The sequence below is a fragment of the Actinosynnema sp. NPDC004786 genome, from assembly GCF_053601135.1.
In genome coordinates, this window is the sequence record NZ_JBSGBG010000010.1 from 44421 (window position 1) to 70193 (window position 25773).

At 74.1% G+C, this 25773-nt stretch carries 4 protein-coding genes; 2 read left to right on the top strand and 2 right to left on the bottom strand.

Annotation, left to right across the window (positions count from 1 at the left end):
- On the top strand, positions 1 to 1455 hold the full coding sequence (locus tag ACWEFJ_RS11005) for a glycosyltransferase family 39 protein (protein WP_449713640.1): 1455 nt from the start codon (positions 1 to 3) through the stop codon (positions 1453 to 1455).
- Here ACWEFJ_RS11005 and ACWEFJ_RS11010 read toward each other — a convergent pair.
- Both ACWEFJ_RS11010 and ACWEFJ_RS11015 read right to left on the bottom strand, forming a co-directional pair.
- Complete coding sequence (locus ACWEFJ_RS11010) at positions 1389 to 3101, bottom strand: carbamoyltransferase N-terminal domain-containing protein (protein WP_449713641.1); 1713 nt, start codon at positions 3099 to 3101, stop codon at positions 1389 to 1391. The two genes, ACWEFJ_RS11005 and ACWEFJ_RS11010, sit on opposite strands and share 67 nt — an antisense overlap.
- Positions 3101 to 5788: an amino acid adenylation domain-containing protein gene (locus tag ACWEFJ_RS11015; protein WP_449713642.1), complete on the bottom strand. Its 2688-nt coding sequence runs from the start codon at positions 5786 to 5788 to the stop codon at positions 3101 to 3103. The genes ACWEFJ_RS11010 and ACWEFJ_RS11015 overlap by 1 nt, the downstream gene beginning before the upstream one ends.
- Between ACWEFJ_RS11015 and ACWEFJ_RS11020 the strand changes: the two genes are divergently transcribed.
- The gene (locus tag ACWEFJ_RS11020) at positions 5672 to 25762 is read left to right on the top strand and encodes a non-ribosomal peptide synthase/polyketide synthase (RefSeq protein WP_449713643.1); all 20091 of its coding nucleotides are present in this window, start codon (positions 5672 to 5674) and stop codon (positions 25760 to 25762) included. The genes ACWEFJ_RS11015 and ACWEFJ_RS11020 overlap by 117 nt on opposite strands.
- Positions 25763 to 25773 lie beyond the last annotated feature (11 nt).

Here is a 25773-nt window from a genome sequence, read left to right on the forward strand (position 1 = left end):
GTGCCCGCGTTAGCCCTGCGCCCGCTGACGGTCCTGGGGGCCGCGGTGGGCGTGCTGCTGCTCGCGGTGAGCGGGCGCTACGGCTACTTCGGGGACGAGCTGTACCACGTGGCCGCCGGCCGCCACCTCGACTGGGGGTTCGCCGACCAGGGTCCGCTGACGCCGCTGCTGGCGCACGCGGTCGACGCGTGGTTCCCGGGCTCCGTGGTGGCGCTGCGGGCGCCGGCGGCGCTGCTCGCCGCCGGCCTGGTGGTCCTCACCGGCGCGACGGCGCGCGAGCTGGGCGGCGGTCGCCGGGCGCAGCTCCTCGCCGCGGCGGCGTGCGCGGTGTCGGCGACCACGCTGCTGTTCGGCCACGTCACGCACACGGTGATCGTCGACCTGTTCTGCTGGACCCTGCTCGGTTGGCTGCCGGCGCGGTGGGTGCGCACGCGGGACGACCGGCTGCTGCTGTGGTGCGGTGTGGTGGTCGCGGTCGCCGTGCAGAACAAGTGGCTGATCGTCGCGTTCTGCGCCGCGTTCGCGGTGGTGGTGCCCGTCGTCGGGCCGCGCGGTCTGCTCCGCACGCCGTGGGCGTGGGCCGGCGCGGCGGTCGCGGCGCTGTCCGCGGCGCCGGGCGTCCTGTGGCAGGCGGCCCACGGGTGGCCGCAGCTCACCCTGTCCTCGGCGCTCGGCCGGCAGCCCGTGTTCGGGATGCCGCCGTGGCTGCCGTTCCTGCCGATGCTGCTGCTCTACAGCGGACTGCTGTTCGGCGGGGTGCTCCTGGTGCACGGCTGGGTGCGGCTGCTGCGGTCGCCCGGGTTGGCGGACCACCGGTTCCTGGGCTGGGTGGCGGTCGTCGTCACGGTGATCTTCCTGGTGTCCGGCGGTCGCTACTACTACGCGTCCGGCCTGGTGCCGCTGCTGTGGGTGGCGGGCGGGGTGGAGTTGGAGCGGCGTCGGCCGGCGGCGTGGTGGCGGTGGACCACGACGTGGCCGGTCGCGGTGCTGTGCGCGGCGGTCGCGGTCGCCCAGCTGCCGCTGCCGCCCCGCGACCGGCTGCCCGCCACGGACTTCTTCGGCCGGTACAGCACGGGCTGGCCCGAGCTGGCCGACCGGGTCGACGCCGCGTACCGCGCGTTGACGCCCGACGAGCGGCGGCACGCGGTGGTCGTCGCCGACACCTACTTCCTCGCCGGCGCGGTCGAGGTGCTGGCCACCGACGTGCCGGAGGTCTACAGCCCGCACCGCGGCTACGCGGACTTCGGCACGCCGCCGGAGGGCGCGGACGTGGTCGTCCACGTCGGCGGTGACGAGGAGTCGTTGCGGCGGCACTTCGACCGCGTGCGGCTGCTGACCGTGGTGGAGAACCCGAGCGGCGTGCCGGGGACGAACGACCGCGTCCCGCTCTACCGGTGCGACGGGCCGAAGCGGTCGTGGTCGTCGCTGTGGGCGGAGCTGCGCGGGTTGGTGTAGAGCAGCCCTTCCGACCAGATGTGCCGGGCGCCGCCCCACCGCGCCGCCGACGCCACGTCCGGGAAGAAGCCGCGGCCGTTGAGGTTGGCGCTGGTGTTGCACAGCACGGGGATGCCGCTCAGCTCCGCGTACGCGGCCAGGATGCGGCCGGTGGCGCTGTCGGCCGACGGGTCGATGGTCTGCAGGCGCGCGCTGCCGTCCAGGTGCAGCACGGCGGGGATGCGCTCGACCCACTCCGGCCGGACGTGGTGCTCGAACAGCATGTACGGGTCCGCGCCGCCCGGCGTGAACACCTCCTCGGACCGCGAGGTGAGGCAGATCGGGGCGACGGGCCGGTACGCGGCCCGGTCCTTGATCGCGTTCAACCGGTCCTTCGTGCCGGGGTCGGTGGCGGGCGCGAGGATGCTGCGGTTGCCCAGCGCCCGCGGCCCGATCTCGGCCCGGCCGGACAGCACCACGACCGGCTCGCCCTCGCGGTGCAGCAGCGCGGCCAGCTCCCGCTCGTCGCACGGCCGCACCCGCCACCCGTCGGGCACGTCGCCCGCCACCAGCCGCGGTCCGCTGTAGACGCCCCACCGCAACGCGGTGTGCCCGCCGGCGCGGAACATCTCGCAGCTCGCCGTGCCGATCGCCGCGCCGGCGTCGTTCGGGAACGGCGGCACCCAGATCCCGTCGAACAGGCCGCTGGCGCGCAACGCGCTGTTCCACTTGATGTTCAACGCGCACCCGCCCGCGAGCGCCAGGTGCGGGCGCTGCCCCGGGAACCGCCGCCGCATCAGCGCGGTGAGCCCGGCGAGCAGCCGGTCGCCCAGGTACGCCTGGAAGGTCGCGATCAGGTCGGCGTCGGTGAGGCCGGGCACCAGGTGGTCCCGGTTCACCGCGACCTTCTCGGCGAGCACCCGCGCGTTCTCCTGCCCGATGCCGGGCAGGCCGGTCAGGATCTCGTCGAACACGGCGAACGCGGCCTCCTCGACCCGGCCCAGCGCGGCGTAGGCCATGGCCTTCCCGGCGATCGACAGGTGGTGCCGCACGGCCTCGTCCGGCGACAGGTCGTCGGTGTCGAGCCGGAACGGCTCGAACCGCGCGCTGAAGTCGGCGAAGCTGTTGCCGGTCACGGGCAGCACGGGCGCGATCGCGGTGACCGTCCGGGCCCGGCCGCCGACGTGGTACAGGCGCGGCACCATGCCGCCGTCCCACACCAGGACCAGCGAGTCCTCGCCGCGCTCGGCGAACGGGCTGGAGCAGTACGCGCCCAGCACGTGGTTGGCGACGTGGTGGTAGCTCACGTAACCGGGCGTGCGGCCGCCGAAGTCGTGCGCGTCGAACTCGTGCGGCCGCAGCAGGCCCCGCGGTCCGTCGAGGTAGGGCGCGACCGGCAGGTCGAACGGCGCGCCGGCGCGCCGGGTGAGGACCGCCGTCGCGCCGTCCGCGCCCGCCGTCCACCACCCGTCCACCACGAACCTGTCCACATCGGACGGTGAGATGCCCTCCGCGGCCAGCACGGCGGTGACGCGGTCGAGGTCGTCGAGGGCGCTGTAGCGCGGCCCGTTGCCCAGCTTCTCCATCTCGGTGCTGAACAGCAGGCGGTCGTCGGCGATGACGGCGACCCCGCCGTCGTGGGAGGCTTTGATGCCGCAGATCAACATCAGTCCGTTGCGCCCTTCCGGTCCGCGCCGGCCCGCTCGGCCGAGGCGAGTTCGTCGTAGTAGGCGGCCACGCCCAGCGGGGTCGGCCTGCGGTAGAGCTGCCGGACGGGCAGCGCGGGCAGCCCTTCGGCCCGCAGGTGCAGCGACAGCTTCGTGGCCAGCAGGGAGTTGCCGCCCAGCTCGAAGAAGTCGTCCGCCGGCTCGACCGCCGTGCCGACCAGGCGGCCCAGCACGCGGCACACGGTCGCGACGACCCCCTCGCCGCCGTGGTCGGGCGCCGGCGGCGGTTGCGCGCGCGGCAGGGCGCGGAGCGCGTCGACGTCCAGCTTGCCGTTGCCGGTCGACGGCAGGTGCGGCACGCGCGTGACGGTGGCCGGGAGCATGTAGTGCGGCAGCGTCCGCGCGGCCCGGCGTCGCACCTCCAGCGGGTCGACGCCCTCCGGCGCGACGACGAACGCGTGCAGCCTGGTGCCGTCGTCGGGGTGCTCCTCGGCGGTCACGGCCGCCGCCGTGACGAGCGGGTCCTCCAGCAGCACGGCCGTGATCTCGCCCGGCTCGACCCGGTGCCCGCGCACGCTGACCTGGTCGTCGAGCCGGCCGAGGTGGTCGAGCGCGCCGTCGGGGCGCAGCCGGCCCAGGTCGCCGCTGCGGTACGTGCCCTCCCGGAACCGCAGCGCGGTCAGGTCCGGCCGGCCGTGGTAGCCCGACGCCACGCCCGCGCCGCCGACCACGATCTCGCCCGCCACGCCGACCGGGACGACCCGGCCCCTGGCGTCGCGCACCACCACCGACCAGCCGGGCAGCGGCCGGCCGACCGAGCGCGAGGCGGCGAGCGCGTCGCGCCGCCCGAGGTCGGCCGCCGTGACGTGCACGGTCGTCTCGGTGATGCCGAACATGTTGACCAGCCGGCACGCGGACTCCGGCACGCGGTCGAACCAGCCGGTCAACGACCGGGTGTCGAGGGTCTCGCCGCCGAGGACGACCAGCCGCGGCGCGAGCCCCCGCACGTCCGCGCCGGCGAGTTGGCCGAACGCGGTGGGCGTCTGGTTGAGCACCGTCACCCGTTCCCGCCGGAGGAGGTCGGCGAACTCGTCCGGCGACCGGGCCACCGGCGGCGGCACGACGACGAGCCGGCCGCCGGTCGTCAGGCAGCCCCAGAGCTCCCAGACGGAGAAGTCGAACGCGACCGAGTGGAACAGGGTCCACGTGTCGTCGGGGCCGAACCCGAAGAGGTCGCGGGTGGCGGCGAGGAGGCCGACGACGTTGCGGTGCGGCACCACCACGCCCTTCGGCCGCCCGGTCGACCCCGAGGTGTAGACGACGTAGGCGGGATCGTCGGGCCCGGCGCCGGGTGTGGTGGTGGGGCCGGGATCGGTGCTCGACGTGGTGGCCGCGTGGTGGCCGGGGGCGGTGCCCGGTGTGGCGGTCGCGGGCCGGTCGGACGGTTCCGGACGGGAGTCCGCCGTGGCGCCGTCGCCCGTGGTGCCGTCGCCGCCGAGCAGGTCGGCCGGTCGCAGGGTCGCCGTGTCCCGCCCGGCGGGAATCGGGTCCGCCGCGACGACCGCGGTCAGCCCGGCGTCGGTCGCGATGTGGCGCAGCCGGTCCGCCGGGTGCTCCGGGTCCATCGGCACGTACGCCGCGCCGGCCTTCAGCACGCCGAGCAGCACCACCACCAGCCCGGCCGACCGGGGCAGGCACACGCCCACCCGCGTGCCCGGTCCGACGTCGCGGGCCCGCAGCGCGGCGGCCACCCGGTCGGCGGCGCGGTCCAGTTCCCTGTAGGTCAGCTCGGCGTCCTCGGCCGAGACCGCCACGGCGTCCGGCCGGTCGGCGGCCCGCGCGGCCACCCCCTCGGGCACGGTGGCGAAGTCCGGCGGGGGCAGCGGGCCGCCGTCGCCGAGCGCGACGATGTCCCGCTCCTCCCGCTCCGCCAGCATCCTCAGCTCCGCCACCGGCCTGCGCGGGTGCGCGGCCAGTTCCCGGGCCAGCCGCGCGAAGTGGGCGGCGAACCGGCGCGGGTCGCGGTCCCCGAGCACCCGGGCCACCACCGCGCCGGACGGCGCACGGGTCACGTGCACGGTCAGCGGGAAGTCGGCGAGCGGCCCCGGCACGTACCCGTCGGCCGGGTCGGCGCGGGTGTCCAGCTGGACCGCGACCGTGGCGAGCCCGCCCTCGGGTCGGGCCGGGTCCGGCCGCCGGCCGGCCGCGGCCAGCGCGGCGCCCGCCCCGGCCACGAGGTCCCGCGCCGGGCGGTCCTCGTCCACGGTGATCGGCACGAGCGCGGTGCCCGTCGGGGTGATCGCGGCGAGCACGAGGTCGGTGCGGTTCTCGTACCGGGCCAGGGCGAGCGCGAGCGCCGCGAACGCGGTGGCGTCGTCGACCCCCGGCCCCAGCTCCACCGTTCCCCGGTCGGCGGGCCCGTCCCCGCACCAGTCCAGGCTCAACGGGTGGAACGCGACCACGGTGCCGTCGGGCGGCTCCGGGGCCGGGCGGCGGTCGACGGCGACCGGCTCGCCGGTGGCCAGCGCGGCGGCCAGCGCCGTCAGCTCCGCGCGGTGCAGCCACGCCCGGTGCGCGACGAGGACGAGTTCGCGCCCGTCGGGGTGCCGGCCGACCACGACGCGCAGCGGGCGGTCCGGGCCGACCGGCCGGCGCAGCTCCCGGTCGCGCCACGACGGGTCCGCCACCGGCGCGCCGCCGTGGTGTTCGGCGACCGCTCGCTCACCTACGCCGACCTCAACGCACGCGTCAACCGGCTGGCCCGGCGGCTGGTCGACCTCGGCGTCGGCCCGGAGCACCTGGTGGGCCTGCTGCTGCCGCGGTCGCCCGACCTGGTGATCGCGACCCTGGCGGTGCTGAAGGCGGGCGGCGCGTACCTGCCGATCGACCCCGCCTACCCGGCCGACCGCGTCCGGTTCATGCTGGACGACGCCGAACCCGTGGTGGTGCTGGCCGCCGCGCGGACCGCCGTGCCGGGCGCGGTGGTGCTGGACGACGACGCGACCGCCGCCGACCTCGCCCGCTACCCGGGCGACGACCTCACCGACGCCGACCGGCTCACACCACTGCTCCCCGACCACCCCGCCTACGTGATCTACACGTCCGGGTCGACGGGCCGGCCGAAGGGCGTGAGCCTGCCCGCGGTCGCCCTGGCCAACCTCATGGCGTGGAACGCGCGCAACCTCCCCACCGACCGCCCCGACCTGCGCACCGCCCAGTTCGCGGCGCTCAGCTTCGACGCCGCCGCGCAGGAGATCCTGTCGGCCCTGCTGTACGGCAAGACGCTCGTCGTGACCGACAGCGAGACCCGGCTCGACCTGGACCGGCTGGCCGCCTGGTTCGAGACCCACCGCACCGCCGAGCTGTACGCGCCGAACCCCGTGCTGGAGGGCCTGGCCGAGGCCGCCGCCGCGACCGGCCGACGCCTGCCCGACCTCACCGACGTGCTCCAGGCGGGCGAAGCGCTCGGCCTGGGCCAGGCCGTCCGCGACTTCTACGCCCTGGTGCCCGGCCGCCGCCTGCACAACTACTACGGCCCGACCGAGACCCACGTCGTCACCGCGCACACGCTGCCCCTCGACGTGGCCGACTGGCCCGACCTCGCGCCCATCGGCACCCCGATCGACAACACCAGCGTCTACGTGCTCGACACCGGTCTGGCGCCCGTGCCGCCGGGCGTGGTGGGCGAGCTGTACGTCGCGGGCGTGCAGGTGGCCCGCGGCTACCTCAAGCGCCCCGGCCTCACCGCGTCCCGGTTCGTCGCCGACCCGTTCGGGCCCGCCGGCACCCGCATGTACCGCACCGGCGACCTGGTGCGCTGGAACCGCCGCGGCGAGCTGGAATTCCTCGGCCGCGCCGACGACCAGGTCAAGATCCGCGGGTTCCGGGTCGAACCGGCCGAGGTCGAGTCGGTGCTGGGCCGCCACCCCGCCGTGGGCCAGGTCGCGGTCGTGGCGCGGGACGCCGCCGGCGGCAAGCAGCTCGTCGCCTACGTCGTGCCCGCCGGCGGCAGCCTGGTCGACGTGGTCGCGCTGCGCGCGTTCGCCGCCGACAGCCTGCCGAACCACATGGTTCCCGCCGGCGTCGTCGTGCTCGCCGAGCTGCCGCTGACCGCGAACGGCAAGCTGGACCGCCGGGCGCTGCCCGCGCCGGAGTTCGTCGGCGACGACACCGGGCGCGAACCGGCCACACCGCGGGAGAAGGTCCTGTGCGACCTGTTCGCCGAGATTCTCGGCCTCGACCGGGTCGGCGTGGACGACAACTTCTTCGAGCTGGGCGGGCACTCGCTGCTCGCCACGCGGCTCGTGTCCCGGGTCCGCGCCGTGCTGGGCGCGGAGCTGTCCATCTGGGAGCTGTTCGAGTCGCCGACCGTCGCCGGCATCGCGGCGGGCCTCGGCGACGTCACGGCCCGCCCCGACCTGGTCGCCCGGCCGCGCCCCGACCTCGTGCCGCTGTCGTTCGCGCAGTCCCGCCTGTGGTTCCTGGACCGGCTGGAAGACCTCGGCGCGGCCTACCACCTGCCGTTCGTGCTGCGGTTCACCGGCCGGCTCGACGTGCCCGCCCTGGAGTCCGCCCTGGCCGACCTCGTGCGGCGGCACGAGAGCCTGCGCACGGTGTTCGCCGAGGTGGACGGCAAACCGCACCAACGCGTCCTGGACGACACCCGGCCGCCGCTCGCGGTCACCCCCACCACGCGCGCCGCGCTGGGACCGGCGGTCGACTCGGTCGTGCGGACCCGGTTCGACCTCACCGCGGACCTGCCGGTGCGAGCCGCCCTGTTCCGGGTCGACGCCGACGAGCACGTGCTCGTGATGGTGGTGCACCACATCGCGGGCGACGGCTGGTCCCTGACCCCGCTCGTGCGCGACCTCACCGCCGCCTACCGCGCCCGCGCCGACGGCAAGGCCCCCGACTGGGAGCCGCTGCCCGTCGGCTACGCGGACTACGCCCTGTGGCAGCGGGAACTCCTCGGCGGCGACGACGCCCCGACGAGCCTGCTGCGCGGGCAACTGGACTTCTGGCGGCGCGAGCTGGCGGACCTGCCCGAACGCCTCGACCTGCCCGCCGACCGGCCGCGACCCGCCGTGCGCGACTACCGGGGCGGCACCGCCACCCGGCAGCTGGACACCGCGCTGCACCGGGCGATTGGCGCGGTGGCCCGCGACGGGCAGGCGACCGTGTTCATGGTGCTGCACGCCGCCCTGGCCGCGCTGGTGACCCGCTTGGGCGCGGGCACTGACGTGCCGATCGGCACCCCGGTCGCCGGGCGCGGGGAAGGCGTCCTCGACGGGCTGGTGGGGTTCTTCGTCAACACCCTCGTGCTGCGGACCGACACGTCCGGCGACCCCGCGTTCCGCGACCTGCTGGCGCGGGTGCGCCGGGCCGACCTGGCCGCGTACGCGCACCAGGACGTGCCGTTCGAGCGGCTGGTCGAGGCGCTCAACCCCGAGCGGTCGCTGTCGCACCACCCGCTGTTCCAGGTCATGCTGGCCGCCGGCCACCCGGCCGGGATCAGCGCCGACCTGGGCGACGTCACCGTGACGGCGGAGAACACCGACCTGGGCGCGGCCAAGTTCGACCTGACGTTCTACGTCACCGAGCACGAGACCGGCGGCATCGACCTCGCGCTGGAGTACAGCACCGACATCTTCGACCCGGGCACGGCCGAGTCGGTGCTCGACCGGTTCGTGCGGGTGCTGGAGGCGGTGGTGGCGGACCCGGACGTGCCGTTGGGGCGGGTCGACGTGCTCGATGCGGCCGAGCGGGAGCGGGTGCTTCGGGGGTGGCAGGGTCCGGTGCGGGATGTGCCGCCTGCGACGTTGCCGGGGTTGTTCGAGGCGCGGGTGCGGCGTGATCCTTCGGCGGTCGCGGTGGTGTTCGAGGGTGTGTCGTTGACGTATGGGGAGTTGGACGTTCGGGCGAATCGGTTGGCCCGGTGGCTGGTTGGGCGTGGTGTCGGGCCGGGGTCGTTGGTGGCTTTGGTGTTGCCGCGTTCGTTGGATCTGGTGGTGGCGGTCCTGGCGGTGGTGAAGGCGGGTGGCGGGTATGTGCCTGTTGATCCTGCTTATCCGGCGGAGCGGATCGCGTTCGTGCTGGACGACGCGAAACCGGTGGTGGTGCTGGACGATCTCGCGTTCCTCGACGGGGTGGAGGTGTCGGGCGCGGATTTGACCGATGCCGAGCGCGGTCGGTCGCATGTGGACGATGTGGCGTATGTGATCTATACGTCGGGTTCGACGGGGATGCCGAAGGGTGTTCCGGTGTCGCACGCGAACGTGGTCGGGCTCTTCGGCGCGATCGCCGATCGGTTCGAGTTTGGTGTGGACGATGTGTGGTCGTTGTTCCATTCGTTTTCGTTCGACTTTTCGGTGTGGGAGTTGTGGGGGCCGTTGTCGTCGGGTGGGCGGTTGGTGGTGGTGCCGTTCGACGTGTCGCGGTCGCCGGAGGACTTTTGGGAGTTGGTGGTCGCCGAGGGTGTGACGGTGTTGAGCCAGACGCCGTCGGCGTTCTACCGGTTGGTTGACGCGGGTGTGTCCGGTGGTTCGTTGCGGTATGTGGTGTTCGGCGGGGAGGCGTTGCGGTTCGACCGGCTGGGCGGCTGGTTCGAGCGTCATCCGGGCGGTCCGGTGTTGGTGAACATGTACGGGTTGACTGAGGCGACCGTGCACGTGACACATCACGTGGTGACGGGCGGCGGTGCCAGTGTCATCGGCCAGGGCCTTCCGAACTTCCGGACCTACGTGTTGGACTCCGGGTTGAACCCGGTGCCGCCCGGTGTGGCGGGTGAGCTGTATGTGGCGGGTCCGCAGTTGGCGCGGGGGTATCTGGGTCGTGCCGGGTTGACGGCCGGCCGGTTCGTGGCTGACCCGTTCGGCACGGTTGGTGCGCGGATGTACCGGACCGGGGACGTGGTGCGGTGGACGGTCCGGGGCGAGTTGGAGTACCTGGGTCGGTCGGACGATCAGGTGAAGGTCCGGGGGTTCCGGATCGAGCCGGGGGAGGTGGAGGCCGCCCTGGTGAGGCACCCGGCGGTCGGGCAGGCGGCGGTGGTCGCCCGTGGGCAGCGGTTGGTCGCCTACGTGGTCGGTCAGGTCGAGTCGGCGGAGTTGCGCGAGTTCGTGGCGGAGTCGTTGCCGGACCACCTGGTGCCGTCGGCGGTCGTCGTGCTGGACGCGTTGCCGTTGACGCGCAACGGGAAGCTCGACCGCAAGGCCCTCCCGGACCCGGACTTCAACGCCACCACCTCGGGACGCGCACCGCGCACACCGGGCGAGGAAGTGCTGTGCCGGCTGTTCGCCGACGTCCTGGGCCTCGACTCGGTCGGGGTGGACGACAACTTCTTCGCCCTCGGCAGGGACAGCATCGTGTCGATCCAGCTGGTGAGCCGGGCGCGTGCGGCGGGGGTCGGCATCACGCCGAGGCAGGTGTTCGAGCGCAAGACGGTGGCCGGTCTGGCGGCCGTGGCGGTGGCGCTGGACGACGAGGCCGAACACGTGCCGGACGTCGGCGTGGGCGAGGTCGTGCCGACACCGATCATGCGGTGGCTGGCCGAGCAGGGCGGTTCGGCGGACCGGTTCTGCCAGTGGCTGCTGGTGGACGTGCCCGCCGACCTGGGCCTGGACCGGCTGACGGCGGCGGTGCGGGCGGTGCTCGACCACCACGACGTGCTGCGGCTGGTGGTGGATCGTGACGGGACGCCGACCGTGCGGCCGATCGGTTCGGTGGACGCGCGGGAACGGGTGCGCCGGGTCGTCGGCGGTGACGTGGCACGCGAGCTGCACGCGGCGCAGGACCGGTTGTCCCCGGCCGAGGGCCGGGTGGTCGAGGTGGTCTGGTTCGACTCCGGTCCGGGCCGCCGCGGTCGGCTGCTGCTGGTGCTGCACCACCTGGTGGTGGACGGGGTGTCGTGGCGGATCCTGCTGCCCGACCTGGCCGCCGCGTGGCGGGCCGTCCGCGACGGCGCGACCCCGACGTTGGCCCCGGTGGGCGCGTCGTTCCGGCGCTGGTCGGAGCGGGTGGCGGCGGAAGCCGCGGCGCGGGTCGCGGAGCTGCCGCTGTGGACGGGGATCCTGGCCGACCGGGGGCCGTTGCTCGCCGCCCGTCCGCTGGACCGGGAACGGGACCGCGCGGACCGGGTGCGGTCGGTGTCGGTGGAGGTGCCGGCCGAGGTCACCGGGGCGCTGCTGGGCGAGGTGCCGGCGTTGTTCCACGCCGGGGTGGACGACGTGCTGCTGACCGGGCTGGCGGTCGCCGTCCGCGAGTGGCGTGGTGAGGGTCCGGTGGTGGTGGACCTGGAGGGGCACGGCCGCGCGGACCTCGGGCTGGACGTGTCGCGCACGGTCGGGTGGTTCACCACCCTGCACCCCGTCCGGCTGGACGCGGGTCGCGCCTGGCCCGGCGCGGCGGTCAAGCTGGTCAAGGAGCAGCTGCGGGCGATCCCGGACCACGGCATCGGGTTCGGCCTCCTGCGGCACCTCAACCCGGCTACCGCCGAGGCATTGACGGCCGCGGGCACGCCGGAGATCGTCTTCAACTACCTCGGTCGCGCGGACGTGGCCGACATCGGCGGCTGGTCGCTCGCCCGTGACGCGGACGTGGGAGCGGCACCGCCGGACCTCCCGGCGACGCACGCCCTGTCGATCAACTCCATCGTGCGGGACGGCGTGCTGGGGGCGGACTGGTCGTGGCCGGAGGGGCTGTTCGCCGAGGACGACGTCCGCGCCCTGGCCCGTGCCTGGACCGACGCGCTGACCGCGTTGGTGGAGCAGGCGCGGCAGCCCGGTGTGGCCGGCCGCACGCCGTCGGACCTGCCGCTGGTCGACCTGTCCCAGGCGGAGGTCGACACGATCGAGGCGCGCTGGCAGGGGATCGAGGACGTGCTGCCGCTGTCGCCGTTGCAGGAAGGGTTGTTGTTCCACGCCCTGTACGACGAGCAGGGGCCCGACGTCTACGTGGTGCAGCTCGCCGTGGACCTGCGGGGTCGGGTGGACGTGCCCGCGCTGCGCGCGGCGGCGGAAGCGTTGGTGCGGCGGCACGCCAACCTCCGGGTCGCCTTCGCGTACGACGGAGTCGGGCACCCCGTCCAGGTGGTGCTGCGGGACGTGGACGTGCCGTGGCGGGAACACGACCTGTCCGAAGTGGACGCCGAGGCGGAGGCGGCGCGGATCGTCGCCGCCGATCGCGCGCGGCGGTTCGACGTGGGCAGCGCGCCGCTGGTCCGGTTCACGCTGCTGCGGCTGGGCGCAGACCGCTACCGGCTGATGATGACCAACCACCACATCCTGTTGGACGGCTGGTCGAGCCCGCTGGTGGCGCGGGAGCTGTTCGCCCTCTACCTCACCGGCGGTGACGACAGCACGCTTCCCCCCGTCACGCCGTACCGGGACTACCTGGTGTGGTTGGCGGGGCGGGACCGTGAGGAGGCGCGTCGGCGTTGGCGCGAGGTGTTGGCCGGTGTGGAGGGGCCGACGCTGGTCGGGCCGCCGGACGCCGCACGGGCGGCGGTCGTGCCGGACGAGGTCACCGTCACCGTGCCCGAAGACCTCGTCACGCGGCTGACCGCCGTGTCGAGGCAACGCGGGATCACCCTCAACACCCTGTTGCAGGCGGCGTGGGGCGTGGTGCTCGGTCGCCTGACCGGGCGCGAGGACGTGGTGCTCGGCGTGACGGTGTCCGGCCGCCCCGCCGAGCTGGCGGGCGTCGAGTCGATGATCGGCCTGTTCATCACCACGTTGCCGGTGCGGCTGCGGCTGGACCCGGCGACCCCGCTGGCCGACGTGCTGGACCGGGTGCAGGAGCAGCAGGCCGAGCTGACGAGCCACCAGCACCTGGGGTTGGCCGACGTCCTGCGGGAGGCCGGGGCCGACGAGCTGTTCGACACCAGCTTCGTGTTCGAGAACTACCCGGTGGGCCCGGCCGACGGGGTGGACCTCGGCCCCGACCTGCGCGTCACCGGCTACCACGGCCAGGACGCGGCGCACTACCCGATGAGCCTGGTGGCGCACCCGGACCAAGGGCTGAGCTTCCGGCTGATCCACCGGCCCGACCTGTTCGACCGGCGGTTCGCCGGCGCCGTGCTCGACCGGTTGTCCCGGGTGCTGGAGGCGATGGCCACCGATCCGGGGATGCCGGTGGGTCGGGTGGACGTGTTCGGTGTGGGTGAGCGGGATCGGGTGTTGGTGTCGTGGAATGACACGGCTCGTGATGTGCCTGTTGTGTCGTTGGTGGGTTTGTTCGAGGAGCGTGTTCGGGTTGCGGGTTCGGGTGTCGCGGTGGTGTTCGAGGGTGTGTCGGTGTCGTTCGCGGAGTTGAACGTGCGGGCGAATCGGTTGGCGCGTTATTTGGTGGGTTTGGGGGTTGGCGCGGGTTCTGTGGTGGGGGTGCGGTTGCCGCGCTCGGTCGAGTTGGTCGTGGCGGTGTTGGGTGTTCTGAAGGCAGGTGGTGCGTATCTGCCGATCGACTCGGACTATCCGCGCGAGCGCATCGACTTCTTGCTGGCCGACGCGGAGCCGGTGGTGGTGCTGGACGGTGTGGAGTTCGGTGGGGATCTGTCGGGTGCGGATCTGACGGACGCCGATCGGCGTGCGCCGCTGACGGGTGACTCTCCGGCGTACGTGATCTACACGTCGGGTTCGACGGGTGTGCCGAAGGGTGTGGTGGTGGGGCATGGGGCTGTGGTGAATCGGTTGTTGTGGATGCAGGGTGAGTTCGGGTTGTCGTCGGTGGATCGGGTGTTGCAGAAGACGCCGTTCGGGTTTGACGTGTCGGTGTGGGAGTTGTTCTGGCCGTTGATCACGGGTGCGGTGTTGGTGGTGGCCCGGCCGGAGGGGCACCGGGATCCGGCGTATTTGGTGGAGGTGATCCGGCGGGAGCGGGTGTCGGTGCTGCACTTCGTGCCGTCGATGCTGGGCGCGTTCCTGCGTGATCCGGGGGTGCGCCAGTGCGACGGCGTGCGCCTGGTGGTGTGCAGTGGTGAGGCGTTGTCGCCCGAGCTGGCCAACGAGTTCCACTCGGTGTTGGACGTGTCGTTGCACAACCTGTACGGGCCGACGGAGACGGCTGTGGATGTGACCGCCGCTCGGGTCGAGCGGGGTGTGTCGGTGGTGTCGATCGGTTCGCCGGTGTGGAACACGCGGGTTTACGTGTTGGACGGCGGGTTGGCTCCGGTGTTGCCGGGTGTGGTGGGGGAGTTGTACATCGCGGGTGTTCAGCTCGCGCAGGGGTATTTGAAGCGACCCGGGTTGACCGCTGGGCGTTTCGTGGCGGATCCGTTCGGCCCGGCGGGCGCGCGCATGTACCGGACCGGTGATCTGGTGCGCTGGAACAACGGTCAACTGGAGTACGTCGGCCGATCCGACGATCAGGTGAAGATCCGGGGATTCCGGATCGAGCCCGGCGAGATCGAGTCGGTGCTGGCCCGGCACCCCGCCGTCCGGCAGGCCGCCGTCGTCGCCCGCCGGGACGGGACCGCCGACCGGCGGCTCGTCGCCTACGTCGCGCCGACCACCCGCGCGCCCGGCGACCGCGACGCCGCCCGCGAGCAGCGGTCCCTCGGCAACTGGGAGTCGGTCTACCGCTCGGTCTACGACGACGTCGCCCGCACACCGCTCGGCGAGGACTTCTCCGGTTGGACCAGCAGCTACGACGGCGAACCCCTCCCGCTCGACCACATGCGGGAGTGGCGGGACCACGTCGTGGCGCGCGTCCGGGAGCTGGAACCCCGCCGCGTGCTGGAGATCGGCGTCGGCAGCGGTCTGCTGCTGGCCCGGCTCGCCCCGTCGTGCGAGGCGTACTGGGGCACCGACCTGTCCCGCGAGGCGGTGGACGCGCTGCGCGCCCACGTCGACGCCGACGCGCGGTTGGCCGACCGGGTGCAGCTGCGGGCGCAACCCGCGCACGTGGTCGACGGCCTCCCGACCGGCTACTTCGACACGGTCGTGCTGAACTCGGTGGCGCAGTACTTCCCGAACGTCGACTACCTCGCGGACGTCCTGCGCCGGGCCCTCGACCTCGTCGTGCCCGGCGGCGCGGTGTTCGTCGGCGACGTGCGGAACCTGCGCCTGCTCCCGCACCTCCGGAACGCGCTCGGCCACCGGGGTGCCGTCCGGGAACGGGAACTCCTGCTCGACCCCGGGTTCTTCGCCGCCCTGGCCGCCACGACCGACGGCGTCACCGGCCTCGACCTGCGGCTCAAGCGGGGCACCCGGCACAACGAGCTGACCCGCTACCGGTACGACGCGGTCCTGCACAAGGGCCCGGCCCTCTCCGTCGCGGACGCGCTCCGGCTGCGCTGGGGCACCCACGTCACCGACCTGGACGGCCTGGCCAACCACCTGGCCGTCAAGCGACCGGACCGCGTGCGGGTGACCGACGTGCCGAACGCCCGCCTCGCCGACGCGCCGGGCGGCCGGGAGCCGGAGGACTTCCACGACCTCGGCGCACGGCTCGGCTACACCGTCGCCACCACCTGGTCGCCCGACGCCGAGGACGGCTTCGACGCCGTGCTCGTCGCCCACGCCCGCGGCACGGCCCTCACGGACACCTACCGGCAGCCGACCGACGCCACCACCGACCTGTCCGCCTACGCCAACGAACCGGTGCTGCCGGACGAACTGCGCGAGCTGGTGGAGTCCCTGCGCGCGTTCGTGGCCGAGTCGCTGCCGGAGCACATGGTCCCGGCGGCCGTCGTGGTGGTGGACGAACTGCCGCTGACGCCGAGCGGCAAGCTCGACCGACGCGCGCTGCCCGCCCCGGACTTCGCCGGCGCGGTGTCGGACCGCGGACCGCGCACCCCGCGCGAGGAGCTGCTCTGCCGCCTGTTCGCCGAGTCGCTCGGCCTGGCCCGCGTCGGGGTGGAGGACAGCTTCTTCGCCCTCGGCGGGGACAGCATCGTGTCGATCCAGCTCGTCGGCCGGGCCCGCCGAGCCGGGTTGGTCTTCACGCCGCGTGACGTGTTCGAGCACAAGACCGTGGAACGGCTGGCCGCCGTCGCCACCGCCCTGGACGGCGTGCCGGCGGAGACGGCCGACGACGGCGTGGGCGAGGTGTTCGCCACCCCGATCATGCGGTGGTTGGCGGACCGGGGCGGTTCGGCGGACCGGTTCGCGCAGTGGGTGCTGCTCCGGGTGCCGCCCGGCCTCGACGTGGACGGCGTCACGGCGGCGTGCCAGGCGGTCGTGGACCACCACGACGCGCTCCGGCTCGTCGCCCGCCCCGACCCGGCGGCCGGGTGGTCGCTGACCGTGCGGCCGGCGGGGTCGGTCGACGTGCGGCCACGGGTCCGCCGCGTGGACCTCCGCGACTCCGACGACGTGGTCGACGTGCTCAACACCGAGGCCGACGCCGCGCTGGGCCGCCTGTCACCGGCCGACGGCGTCGTGCTCGACGTGGTGTGGTTCGACGCCGGACCGGACACCCCGGGACGACTCCTGGTCACGCTGCACCACCTCGTGGTCGACGGCGTGTCGTGGCGGGTGCTGCTGCCCGACCTGGCGGAGGCATGGCAGGCCGTGACCACCGGCCGCACCCCCGCGCTCGCCCCGGTCGGCACGTCCTTCCGGCGGTGGGCCGGCCTGCTGGTCGAGCAGGCGCGCTCCGGCGCGCGGGCCGCGGAACTGCCGCTGTGGGCGGACGTCCTGCGCGATCCGGGACCGGCGCTCGGCGCACGCCCGCTGGACCCGACGCGCGACCGCGCGGACCGCGTCCGGTCCGTCACGGTCGAGCTGGACGCCGACACCACCGCGCCCCTGCTGGGCGAGGCGCCGGCCGCGTTCCACGCGGGCGTCGACGACGTGCTGCTGACCGCGCTGGCCGTCGCGGTCGGCACGTGGCGCGAGAACCGGACCGCCGTGCTGGTCGACGTGGAAGGCCACGGCCGCGACCACCCCGACGTCGACCTCTCCCGCACGGTCGGGTGGTTCACCGGCATGTTCCCCGTCCGCCTCGACCCCGGCCCGGTCGGCTTCGAGGAGGTGTGCGCGGGCGGCCCGGCCGCCGGGCGCGCGGTGAAACGGGTCAAGGAGCAGGTGCGGGCGCTCCCGGACCGCGGCCTCGGGTTCGGCGTGCTGCGCCACCTCGACCCGGAGCGCGGTGCGGAGCTGGCCCGGCTCGGCACGCCGGAGATCCTGTTCAACTACCTCGGGCGCGCCGGGGCCGTGGAGACCGGCGACTGGTCGCCCGCCCCGGAAGCCGACGTCGTGTCGCCGACCGCGCCGGACCTGCCCGCGTCGCACGCGATCGTGGTCGACGCGGGCGTCGACGGCACCGTGTTGCGCGCGACCTGGTCGTGGCCCGAGGAGCTGTTCACCGAGGACGAGGTCCGCGGGCTGGCACGGCGCTGGACCCGCGCGGTGACCGGGATCGTCGCGCACACCCGGCGACCGGGAGCGGGCGGCCGCACGCCGTCGGACCTGCCGCTGGTCGATCTGTCCCAGGCAGAGGTCGAGGCCGTCGAGGCGCGTTGGCAGGGCATCGAGGACGTGTTGCCCCTGTCGCCGTTGCAGGAAGGCTTGTTGTTCCACGCTTTGTACGACGAGCAGGGCCCGGACGTCTACGTGGTGCAACTCGGCGTGGACCTGCACGGCGACCTGGACGTCGGGGCACTGCGCGCGGCCGCCGCCGCCCTGCTGCGCCGGCACGCGAACCTCCGCGCCGCGTTCGCCCACGAAGGGCTGACCCGGCCGGTGCAGGTCGTCGTGGGCGCAGTGCCGCTGCCGTGGGCGGACCACGACCTGTCGGCCCTCGACCCCGGCGACCGGGACGCCGAACTCGACCGGATCACCCGGGCCGACCGGGAGCAGCGCTTCCCCGTGGACCGCCCGCCGCTCGTCCGCTTCACGCTCGTCCGCCTCGGCGACGACCGGTTCCGGTTCGTGGTCACCAACCACCACCTCGTGCTGGACGGCTGGTCCGGCCCCCTGGTGGCGCGGGAGCTGTTCACCCTCTACGCGACCCGCGGCGACGACCGGGGCCTCCCGCGGGTGACGCCCTACCGCGACTACCTGACCTGGCTCTCCGGCCAGGACCGCGACGCCGCCCGCCGCCACTGGCGCGACCTGCTCGACGGGGTGGACGGGCCGACGCTCGTCGCCCCGCCGGACGCCGCCCGCGCGCCGGTCGTGCCGGAGCAGGTCGTGCTGACCGTCCCCGAGGACCTGCGCGCCCGGCTCACCACCCTCACCCGGCGGCGCGAGGTCACGCTGAACACCGTGCTCCAGGCCGCCTGGGCGGTGCTCCTCGGCCGCCTGACCGGACGCGCCGACGTGGTGCTCGGCGTGACCGTGTCCGGGCGACCCGCCGACCTGCCCGGCGTCGAGTCGATGGTGGGGCTGTTCGTCAACACCCTGCCGGTGCGGGTGCGCCTCGACCCCGCGCTCCCGGCGGGCGACCTGCTCGACGCGCTCCAGCGACAGCAGGCCGACCTGACCGCCCACCAGCACCTCGGCCTCGCGGAGGTGCACCGGCTCGCCGGGGTGGAGGAGCTGTTCGACACCGACTTCGTGTTCGAGAACTACCCCGTCGGGCCCGGCAGCGGGTGGGACCTCGGCCCCGACCTGCGGATCACCGGCACGCACGGGCGCGACGCCGCGCACTTCCCGATGAGCCTGCTCGTGCTGCCGCACCAGGGGTTGCGGCTGCGCCTGGGCTACCGGCCCGACCTGCTCGACGCCGACGCGGCCGACCTCGTGCTGCGCCGCCTGGTGCGGGTGGTGGAGGCCCTGGTGGCGGACCCGGACGTGCCGTTGGGGCGGATCGACGTGCTGGACCGCGTGGAGCGGGAGCGGGTGCTGCGGGGTTGGCAGGGTCCGGTGCGGGATGTGCCGGTGACGACGTTGCCGGCCTTGTTCGAGGCGCGGGTGCGACGTGATCCCTCGGCGGTCGCAGTGGTGTTCGAGCGCGAGTCGTTGACGTATGCGGAGTTGAACGTTCGGGCGAACCGGTTGGCCCGGTGGCTGGTTGGGCGTGGTGTGGGTCCCGGTTCCCTGGTCGGGCTGGTGTTGCCGCGTTCGCTGGACCTGGTGGTCGCGGTCCTGGCGGTGGTGAAGGCGGGTGGCGGGTATGTGCCTGTTGATCCCGGTTATCCGGCGGAGCGGATCGCATTCCTACTGGACGACGCCAAGCCGGTGGTGGTGCTGGACGGGTTGGATTCCCTGGCCGGGTTGGACGGTCTTTCGGGCGAGGACTTGACCGATGTCGAGCGCGGTCGGTCGCATGTGGACGATGTGGCGTATGTGATCTACACGTCGGGTTCGACGGGGATGCCGAAGGGTGTTCCGGTGTCGCATGCGAACGTGGTGGCTTTGTTGGGTGCTGCCGCCGATCGGTTTGAGTTCGGTGTGGACGATGTGTGGTCGTTGTTCCACTCGTTTTCGTTCGACTTCTCGGTGTGGGAGTTGTGGGGGCCGTTGTCGTCGGGTGGGCGGCTGGTGGTGGTGCCGTTCGACGTGTCGCGGTCGCCGGAGGAGTTCTGGGATCTGGTGGTGGCGGAGGGTGTGACGGTGTTGAGCCAGACGCCCTCGGCGTTCTACCGGTTGGTTGACGCGGGTGTGTCCGGTGGTTCGTTGCGGTATGTGGTGTTCGGTGGGGAGGCGTTGCGGTTCGACCGGTTGTCGGGCTGGTTCGAGCGTCATCCGGGCGGTCCGGTGTTGGTGAACATGTACGGGTTGACCGAGGCGACCGTGCACGTCACGCATCACGTGGTCGCCGGTGACGGTGTCAGCGTGGTCGGTCGAGGTTTGCCGAACTTCCGGACCTACGTGTTGGACTCCGGGTTGAATCCCGTGCCGCCCGGTGTGGCAGGCGAGTTGTACGTGGCGGGTCCGCAATTGGCGCGCGGCTATCTCCGTCGTGCCGGGCTGACGGCCGGCCGGTTCGTGGCTGACCCGTTCGGCCCGGCGGGGGAACGGATGTACCGGACCGGGGACGTGGTGCGGTGGACGGTCCGGGGCGAGTTGGAGTACCTGGGCCGGTCGGACGACCAGGTGAAGATCCGCGGGTTCCGGATCGAGTTGGGCGAGGTCGAGGCGGTGCTGGCGCGGCATCCCGCCGTGCGGCAGGTGGCGGTCGTGGCGCGGGACGACGGCCCGGCCGGGAAGTGGCTGGTCGCGTACGTCGTCGGCGAGGCCGAGGCCGATGAGCTGCGCTCGTTCGCGGCGCGGTTCCTGCCCGACCACATGGTGCCGGCGGCGTTCGTGCGGCTGGACGCCGTGCCGATCACCGCGAACGGCAAGCTGGACCGGGCGGCGCTGCCCGCGCCCGACTCCCGCCGTGCCGCGTCCGGACGCGCGCCCCGCACCCCGGCCGAGCGCACCCTCGCCCGCCTGTTCGCCGAGGTGCTCGGCCTGGACGCGGTCGGGGTGGCGGACAACTTCTTCGCCCTCGGCGGCGACAGCATCATCTCGATCCAGTTGGTGAGTCGGGCCCGTCAGGCGGGGTGGGGCATCACGCCGCGGGCCGTGTTCGAGCACAAGACCGTCGAGGCGGTCGCCGCCGTCGCCGTCCCGCTCGACGCGGACGCCGGCCAGGCCCCGGACGTCGGCGTCGGCGACCTGCCCGCCACGCCGATCATGCGGTGGCTGGCCGAGCGGGGCGGTTCGGCGGACCGGTTCGCCCAGTGGGTGCTGCTCCGGGTGCCGGCCGACCTCGGCCTGGACCGCATCACCGCCGCCGTGCAGGCCGTGGTCGACCACCACGACGCGTTGCGCCTGGTCGTGCGCCCCGGTCACGACCCGGTCGTGCCACCGCCCGGCGCGGTCGACGCGCGCGAACGGGTGCGGCGGGTGGACCTCCCGGCCACCGACGACGTGGCCGCCGCCGTGCAGGCGGAACTGCACGCCGCGCAGGACCGGCTGGCACCGGCCCGGGGCGCGGTGGTCGAGGTCGTGTGGTTCGACGCCGGCCCCGGCCGTTCGGGACGGGTGCTGCTGGTCGTGCACCACCTCGCGGTCGACGGCGTGTCGTGGCGGATCCTGCTGCCCGACCTGGCCGCCGCGTGGCGGGCCGGCGCGCCCCTCGAACCGGTCCGCACGTCGTTGCGCCGGTGGGCCGAGGAGCTGGTCGCGCAGTCCCGGTCCGACGCCCGGGTCGCCGAGCTGCCGCGGTGGACCGAGGTGCTGCGCGACCCCGGCCCCGCGCTGGCCGCCCGTCCGCTGGACCCGGCCCGGGAGCGCGCGGACCGGGTGCGGTCGGTGTCGGTGGAGGTGCCGGCCGAGGTCACCGGGGCGCTGCTGGGCGAGGTGCCGGCGTTGTTCCACGCGGGGATCGACGACGTGCTGCTGACCGGGCTGGCGATCGCCGTGCGGCGGTGGCGCGGACCCGGCCCGGTGGTCGTGGACCTGGAGGGGCACGGCCGCGAAGACCTCGGGCTGGACGTGTCGCGCACGGTCGGGTGGTTCACCACCCTGCACCCCGTCCGGCTGGACGTCGGCGACGCCGGCCCCGGCGAGGCGCTGAAACGCGTGAAGGAGCAGGTGCGCGCCCTCCCCGACCACGGCCTCGGCTTCGGCCTGCTGCGCCACCTGAACCCCGCGACCGCCGGGGTGCTGGCCGAATCGGGCACGCCGGAGGTCGCGTTCAACTACCTCGGCCGCGCGGGCGCGCCGGACACCGGCGACTGGTCGCTCGCCCCGGAAGCGGCCACCGTGACCCCGGCCGCCCCGGACCTGCCCGCCGCCCACGCGCTGACCGTCGACGCCGCCGTGCACGACGGCGTGCTGCGGGCGAGCTGGTCGTGGCCCGGGGAGCTGTTCGCCGAGGCGGACGTCCGCGCGCTGGCCGACGCCTGGGTCGACGCCCTGACCGGCCTGGTCGAGCACGCCCGCGAGCCCGGCGCCGGCGGCTTCACGCCGTCCGACCTGCCGCTGGTGGCGCTGAGCCAGGACCAGATCACGCGGATCGAGCGGCAGTGGCCGGGGGTCGAGGACGTCCTGCCGCTGTCCCCGCTGCAGGAAGGGCTGCTCTTCCACGCCCTGTACGACGAACAGGGGCTCGACGTGTACCTCGTGCAGCTGTACGTGGACCTCGAAGGCGCGTTGGACGTCGGCGCGCTGCGCGCGGCGGCGGGCGCGCTGGTGCGGCGGCACGCCAACCTGCGCACCGCGTTCGCCCACGACGGCCTCGACCGGCCCGTGCAGGTGGTGCTGCGCGACGTGGACCCGCTCTGGGACGAGCACGACCTGTCCGACCTGGACGCCGCCGACCGCGACGACGAACTGGCCTGGCTGACCGACACCGACCGCGTGCGCCGCTTCGACACCACCCGCGCCCCCCTGATCCGCTTCACCCTGATCCGCCTGGGCGACAACCGCTTCCGGTTCGTCGTCACCAACCACCACCTGGTCCTCGACGGCTGGTCCAGCCCGCTCGTCGCGCGGGAGCTGTTCGCCCTCTACCTGACCGCCGGCGACGACCACGCCCTGCCCCGCGTGCCCCCGTACCGCGACTACCTCGCGTGGGTGTCCGACCAGGACCGCGACGAGGCGCGGCGGCACTGGCGCGAAGCCCTCGCCGGCCTCGCCGGCCCGACCCTGCTCGACCTCCCCGACCCCGCCCGACCACCCGTCGTCCCCGAGGAAGTCGCCCACGTCCTGCCCGACCACCTCGCCACCCGCCTGACCACCCTGGCCCGCGCCCGCGGCGTCACGATGAACACCCTGGTCCAAGCCGCCTGGGCCATCGTGCTCGGCCGCCTCACCGGCCGCGACGACGTGGTGCTCGGCATCACCGTCTCCGGCCGCCCCGCCGACCTGCCCGGCGTCGAGTCGATGATCGGCCTGTTCATCAACACCCTCCCCGCCCGCGTGCGGCTCGACCCGACGCGGCCGCTCGGCGACCTGCTCGACCGGCTCCAGGAGCAGCAGTCCGCGCTCGCCCCCTACCACTACCTGGGCCTGACCGAGATCCAACAGGCCACCGGCCTGGGCGAGCTGTTCGACACCGACCTGGTGTTCGAGAACTACCCGCTCGGCCCCGACACCGGCTGGGACGTGGGCCACGACCTGCGCTTCGTGGACGTGCGGATGCAGGACGCCACGCACTACCCCATGAGCCTGCTCGTGATCCCGCACGAGGAGCTGCGCCTGCGCCTCGGCTACCGCCCGGACCTCTTCGACGCCGACGACGCCCACCGCGTGCTCGGACGCCTGGTCCGGGTGCTCGAAGCGATGGCCACCGACCTCTCGACCCCGGTCGGCCGGGTGGACGTGCTCGACCCGGCCGAGCGCGAGCAGGTCCTGACCGGGAACCTGATACCCGCAGCGGCCTCGTGGCCGGCTTCGACCGATCCGGCCATCCCGCTCTATCCCGATGGTCCCGCACGCCCCGACCTCGCAAGCCCTGACCCCGCAAGCGCCGCGAGCCCCGCAAGGCCAGACGCCGCACGCCCCGCGAGTCCCGGTCCCGCACGCCCCGCAGGCCCCGCGAGTCCCGATCCGGCACGCCCCGCGAGCCATGCGCCTGTGCCCGCGCGTCCCGCCCATGCCGCGCGTCCCGGCCACCCCGACCACCGCACGGCTGCCACACCTCCCGCCACTCCCGCCGATCCCGAGGGCACGGGTTGGTTGCCGGCCTCGTTGTTTCAACCGACGTTCGACACCGTTCAAAACGGCGTTACGTTTCATGACCGCATCCAAGTTCACCCGATCGGGCACGAGCTGGAGGCACGGGCCAACCAACTCGCCCGGCACCTGGTCGAGCTGGGCGTCGGACCGGAACAGCCGGTCGCACTGGTGCTCCCGCCCTCCGACCACCGCACGATCGCAACCCTCGCGGTGCTCAAGGCGGGCGGCGCGTACGTGCCCGTGGACCCCGAGCGCCCCGTCGACTGGATCGCGGCCGTGTTCGACGAGACCCAGCCGCTCCTCGCACTGACCACCACCGCCGGCGCGATCGCGGTGCCCGGTCACGTCGAGCACGTGCTCGAACTGGACGACCTCACCCTAATCCACCACCCCGACACCGACCTGACCGACGCCGACCGCCTCGCGCCGCTCTCCCCGCACAACACGGCGGTGATCGCCTACACGACGGATTCGCTCCACGCCCCGGACGGCCTCGTCGCGGACCACGCATCCCTGCGCACACCCCGAGCGCGCGCCTACGTGCTCGACCACACCCTGACCCCGGTCCCACCCGGCGTGGTGGGCGACCTCTACACGTCCGCCCACGCCCGCGGCTACCTCGACCGCCCCGTCCTCACCGCCACCCGCCTCGTCGCCGACCCGTTCGGCCCGCCCGGCAGCCGCCTGCACCGCACCGGCGAACTCGCCCGGTGGACCCGTGACGGCACCCTCGTCCGCCTCGGCCGGGCCGAGGACCAGCTCACGATCCGCGGGTTCCGCCTCGACCCGACCCGCGTCGAGTCCGCCCTCGCCTCCCACCCCGCCGTCGCGCACGCCGCCGTCGCCACCCGGCGCGGACCGGGCGACGAACGCCTCGTCGCCTACGTCGTGCCGGCCGGGCACCGCGGGCCAACGCTGGTCGAGCTGCGCCAGTACGTCGCGAGCCTCCTCCCGGACCCGCTGATCCCCACCGCGCTGGTCACCCTCGACCACCTGCCGTCGACACCGGGCGGCCGGCTGGACCGGTCGGCCCTGCCCGCGCCGACCGCACAGGACGGCGACGCGCGCCGCCACCCGTGGACGCCCCGGGAACGCATCCTGTGCGACCTGTTCGCCGAGGTCCTGGGCCTGCCCGAGGTCCTCGTGGACGAGTCGTTCTTCGACCTGGGCGGCTACTCGCTGCTCGGCACCCGCCTGGTGGCCCGGATCGGCGCGACGCTCGGCCGCGAGCTGTCCGTCCGCGACCTGTTCGCCAACCCCACCGTGGCCGACCTGGCCAGGCGGTTCGACCAGGACGACCCCGCCGACGACGAAGGGCTGCGGGTGATCCTGCCCCTGCACCCGGCGGGCGACGCGCCGATCGTGTTCTGCGTGCACCCCGGCGGCGGCCTGAGCTGGTGCTACGCGGGCCTGGTCGGCAAGCTCGGCCGGCACGCCCGCCTCTACGGCATCCAGGCGCGCGGCCTGGCCGAGGCGACCGCGCTGCCGGCCGACACCGACGAGATGGTGGCCGAGTACGCGGCGCACCTGCGGTCCGTGCAGCCCACCGGGCCGTACCGGCTGGTCGGCTGGTCGTTCGGCGGCAAGATCGCGCACCGGCTCGCGGTCGAGTTGCAGCGGCAGGGCGAGCGGGTGGACCTGCTCGCGATCCTGGACAACTACCCGCACCGGGAGCCGCCCGCCGAGCCGAGGCCCGCGGAGCAGGACGTGCTGCGCGCCATCCTGGAGAGCCTCGGCCGGCCGGCCGGGACCACCGGGGACCTCGACCGCGCCGAGGTCGAGGAGCTGGTCCTGCGGCACGGCGGCCGCGTGGCGGGCGTCGACCGGGACCGGATCTCCGCCTTCGTGGACGTCTACCTGAACAACTGGGCGTTCGCGCAGGAGGTGACGCGCGGCGTGTTCCGCGGCGACCTGCTGTTCTTCACGGCCGTGCGCGACCGGCCGGAGGGCCTGCCCACGTTCGAGGCGTGGCGACCGCACGTGGACGGCGTCGTGACCAACCACGACATCGCCTGCGCGCACGACGAAATGATGAACCCGGGACCGCTGGCGGAGATCGGCACGATCCTCGCCGACGCCCTGTCCCGGACCGACCGGAACCAGTGAGGGGAAACACC

Coding starts and splice junctions, on each gene's coding strand:
- ACWEFJ_RS11010 (WP_449713641.1), bottom strand. CDS start 3,101: ATGTTGATCTGCGGCATCAAAGCCTCCCACGACGGCGGGGTCGCCGTC.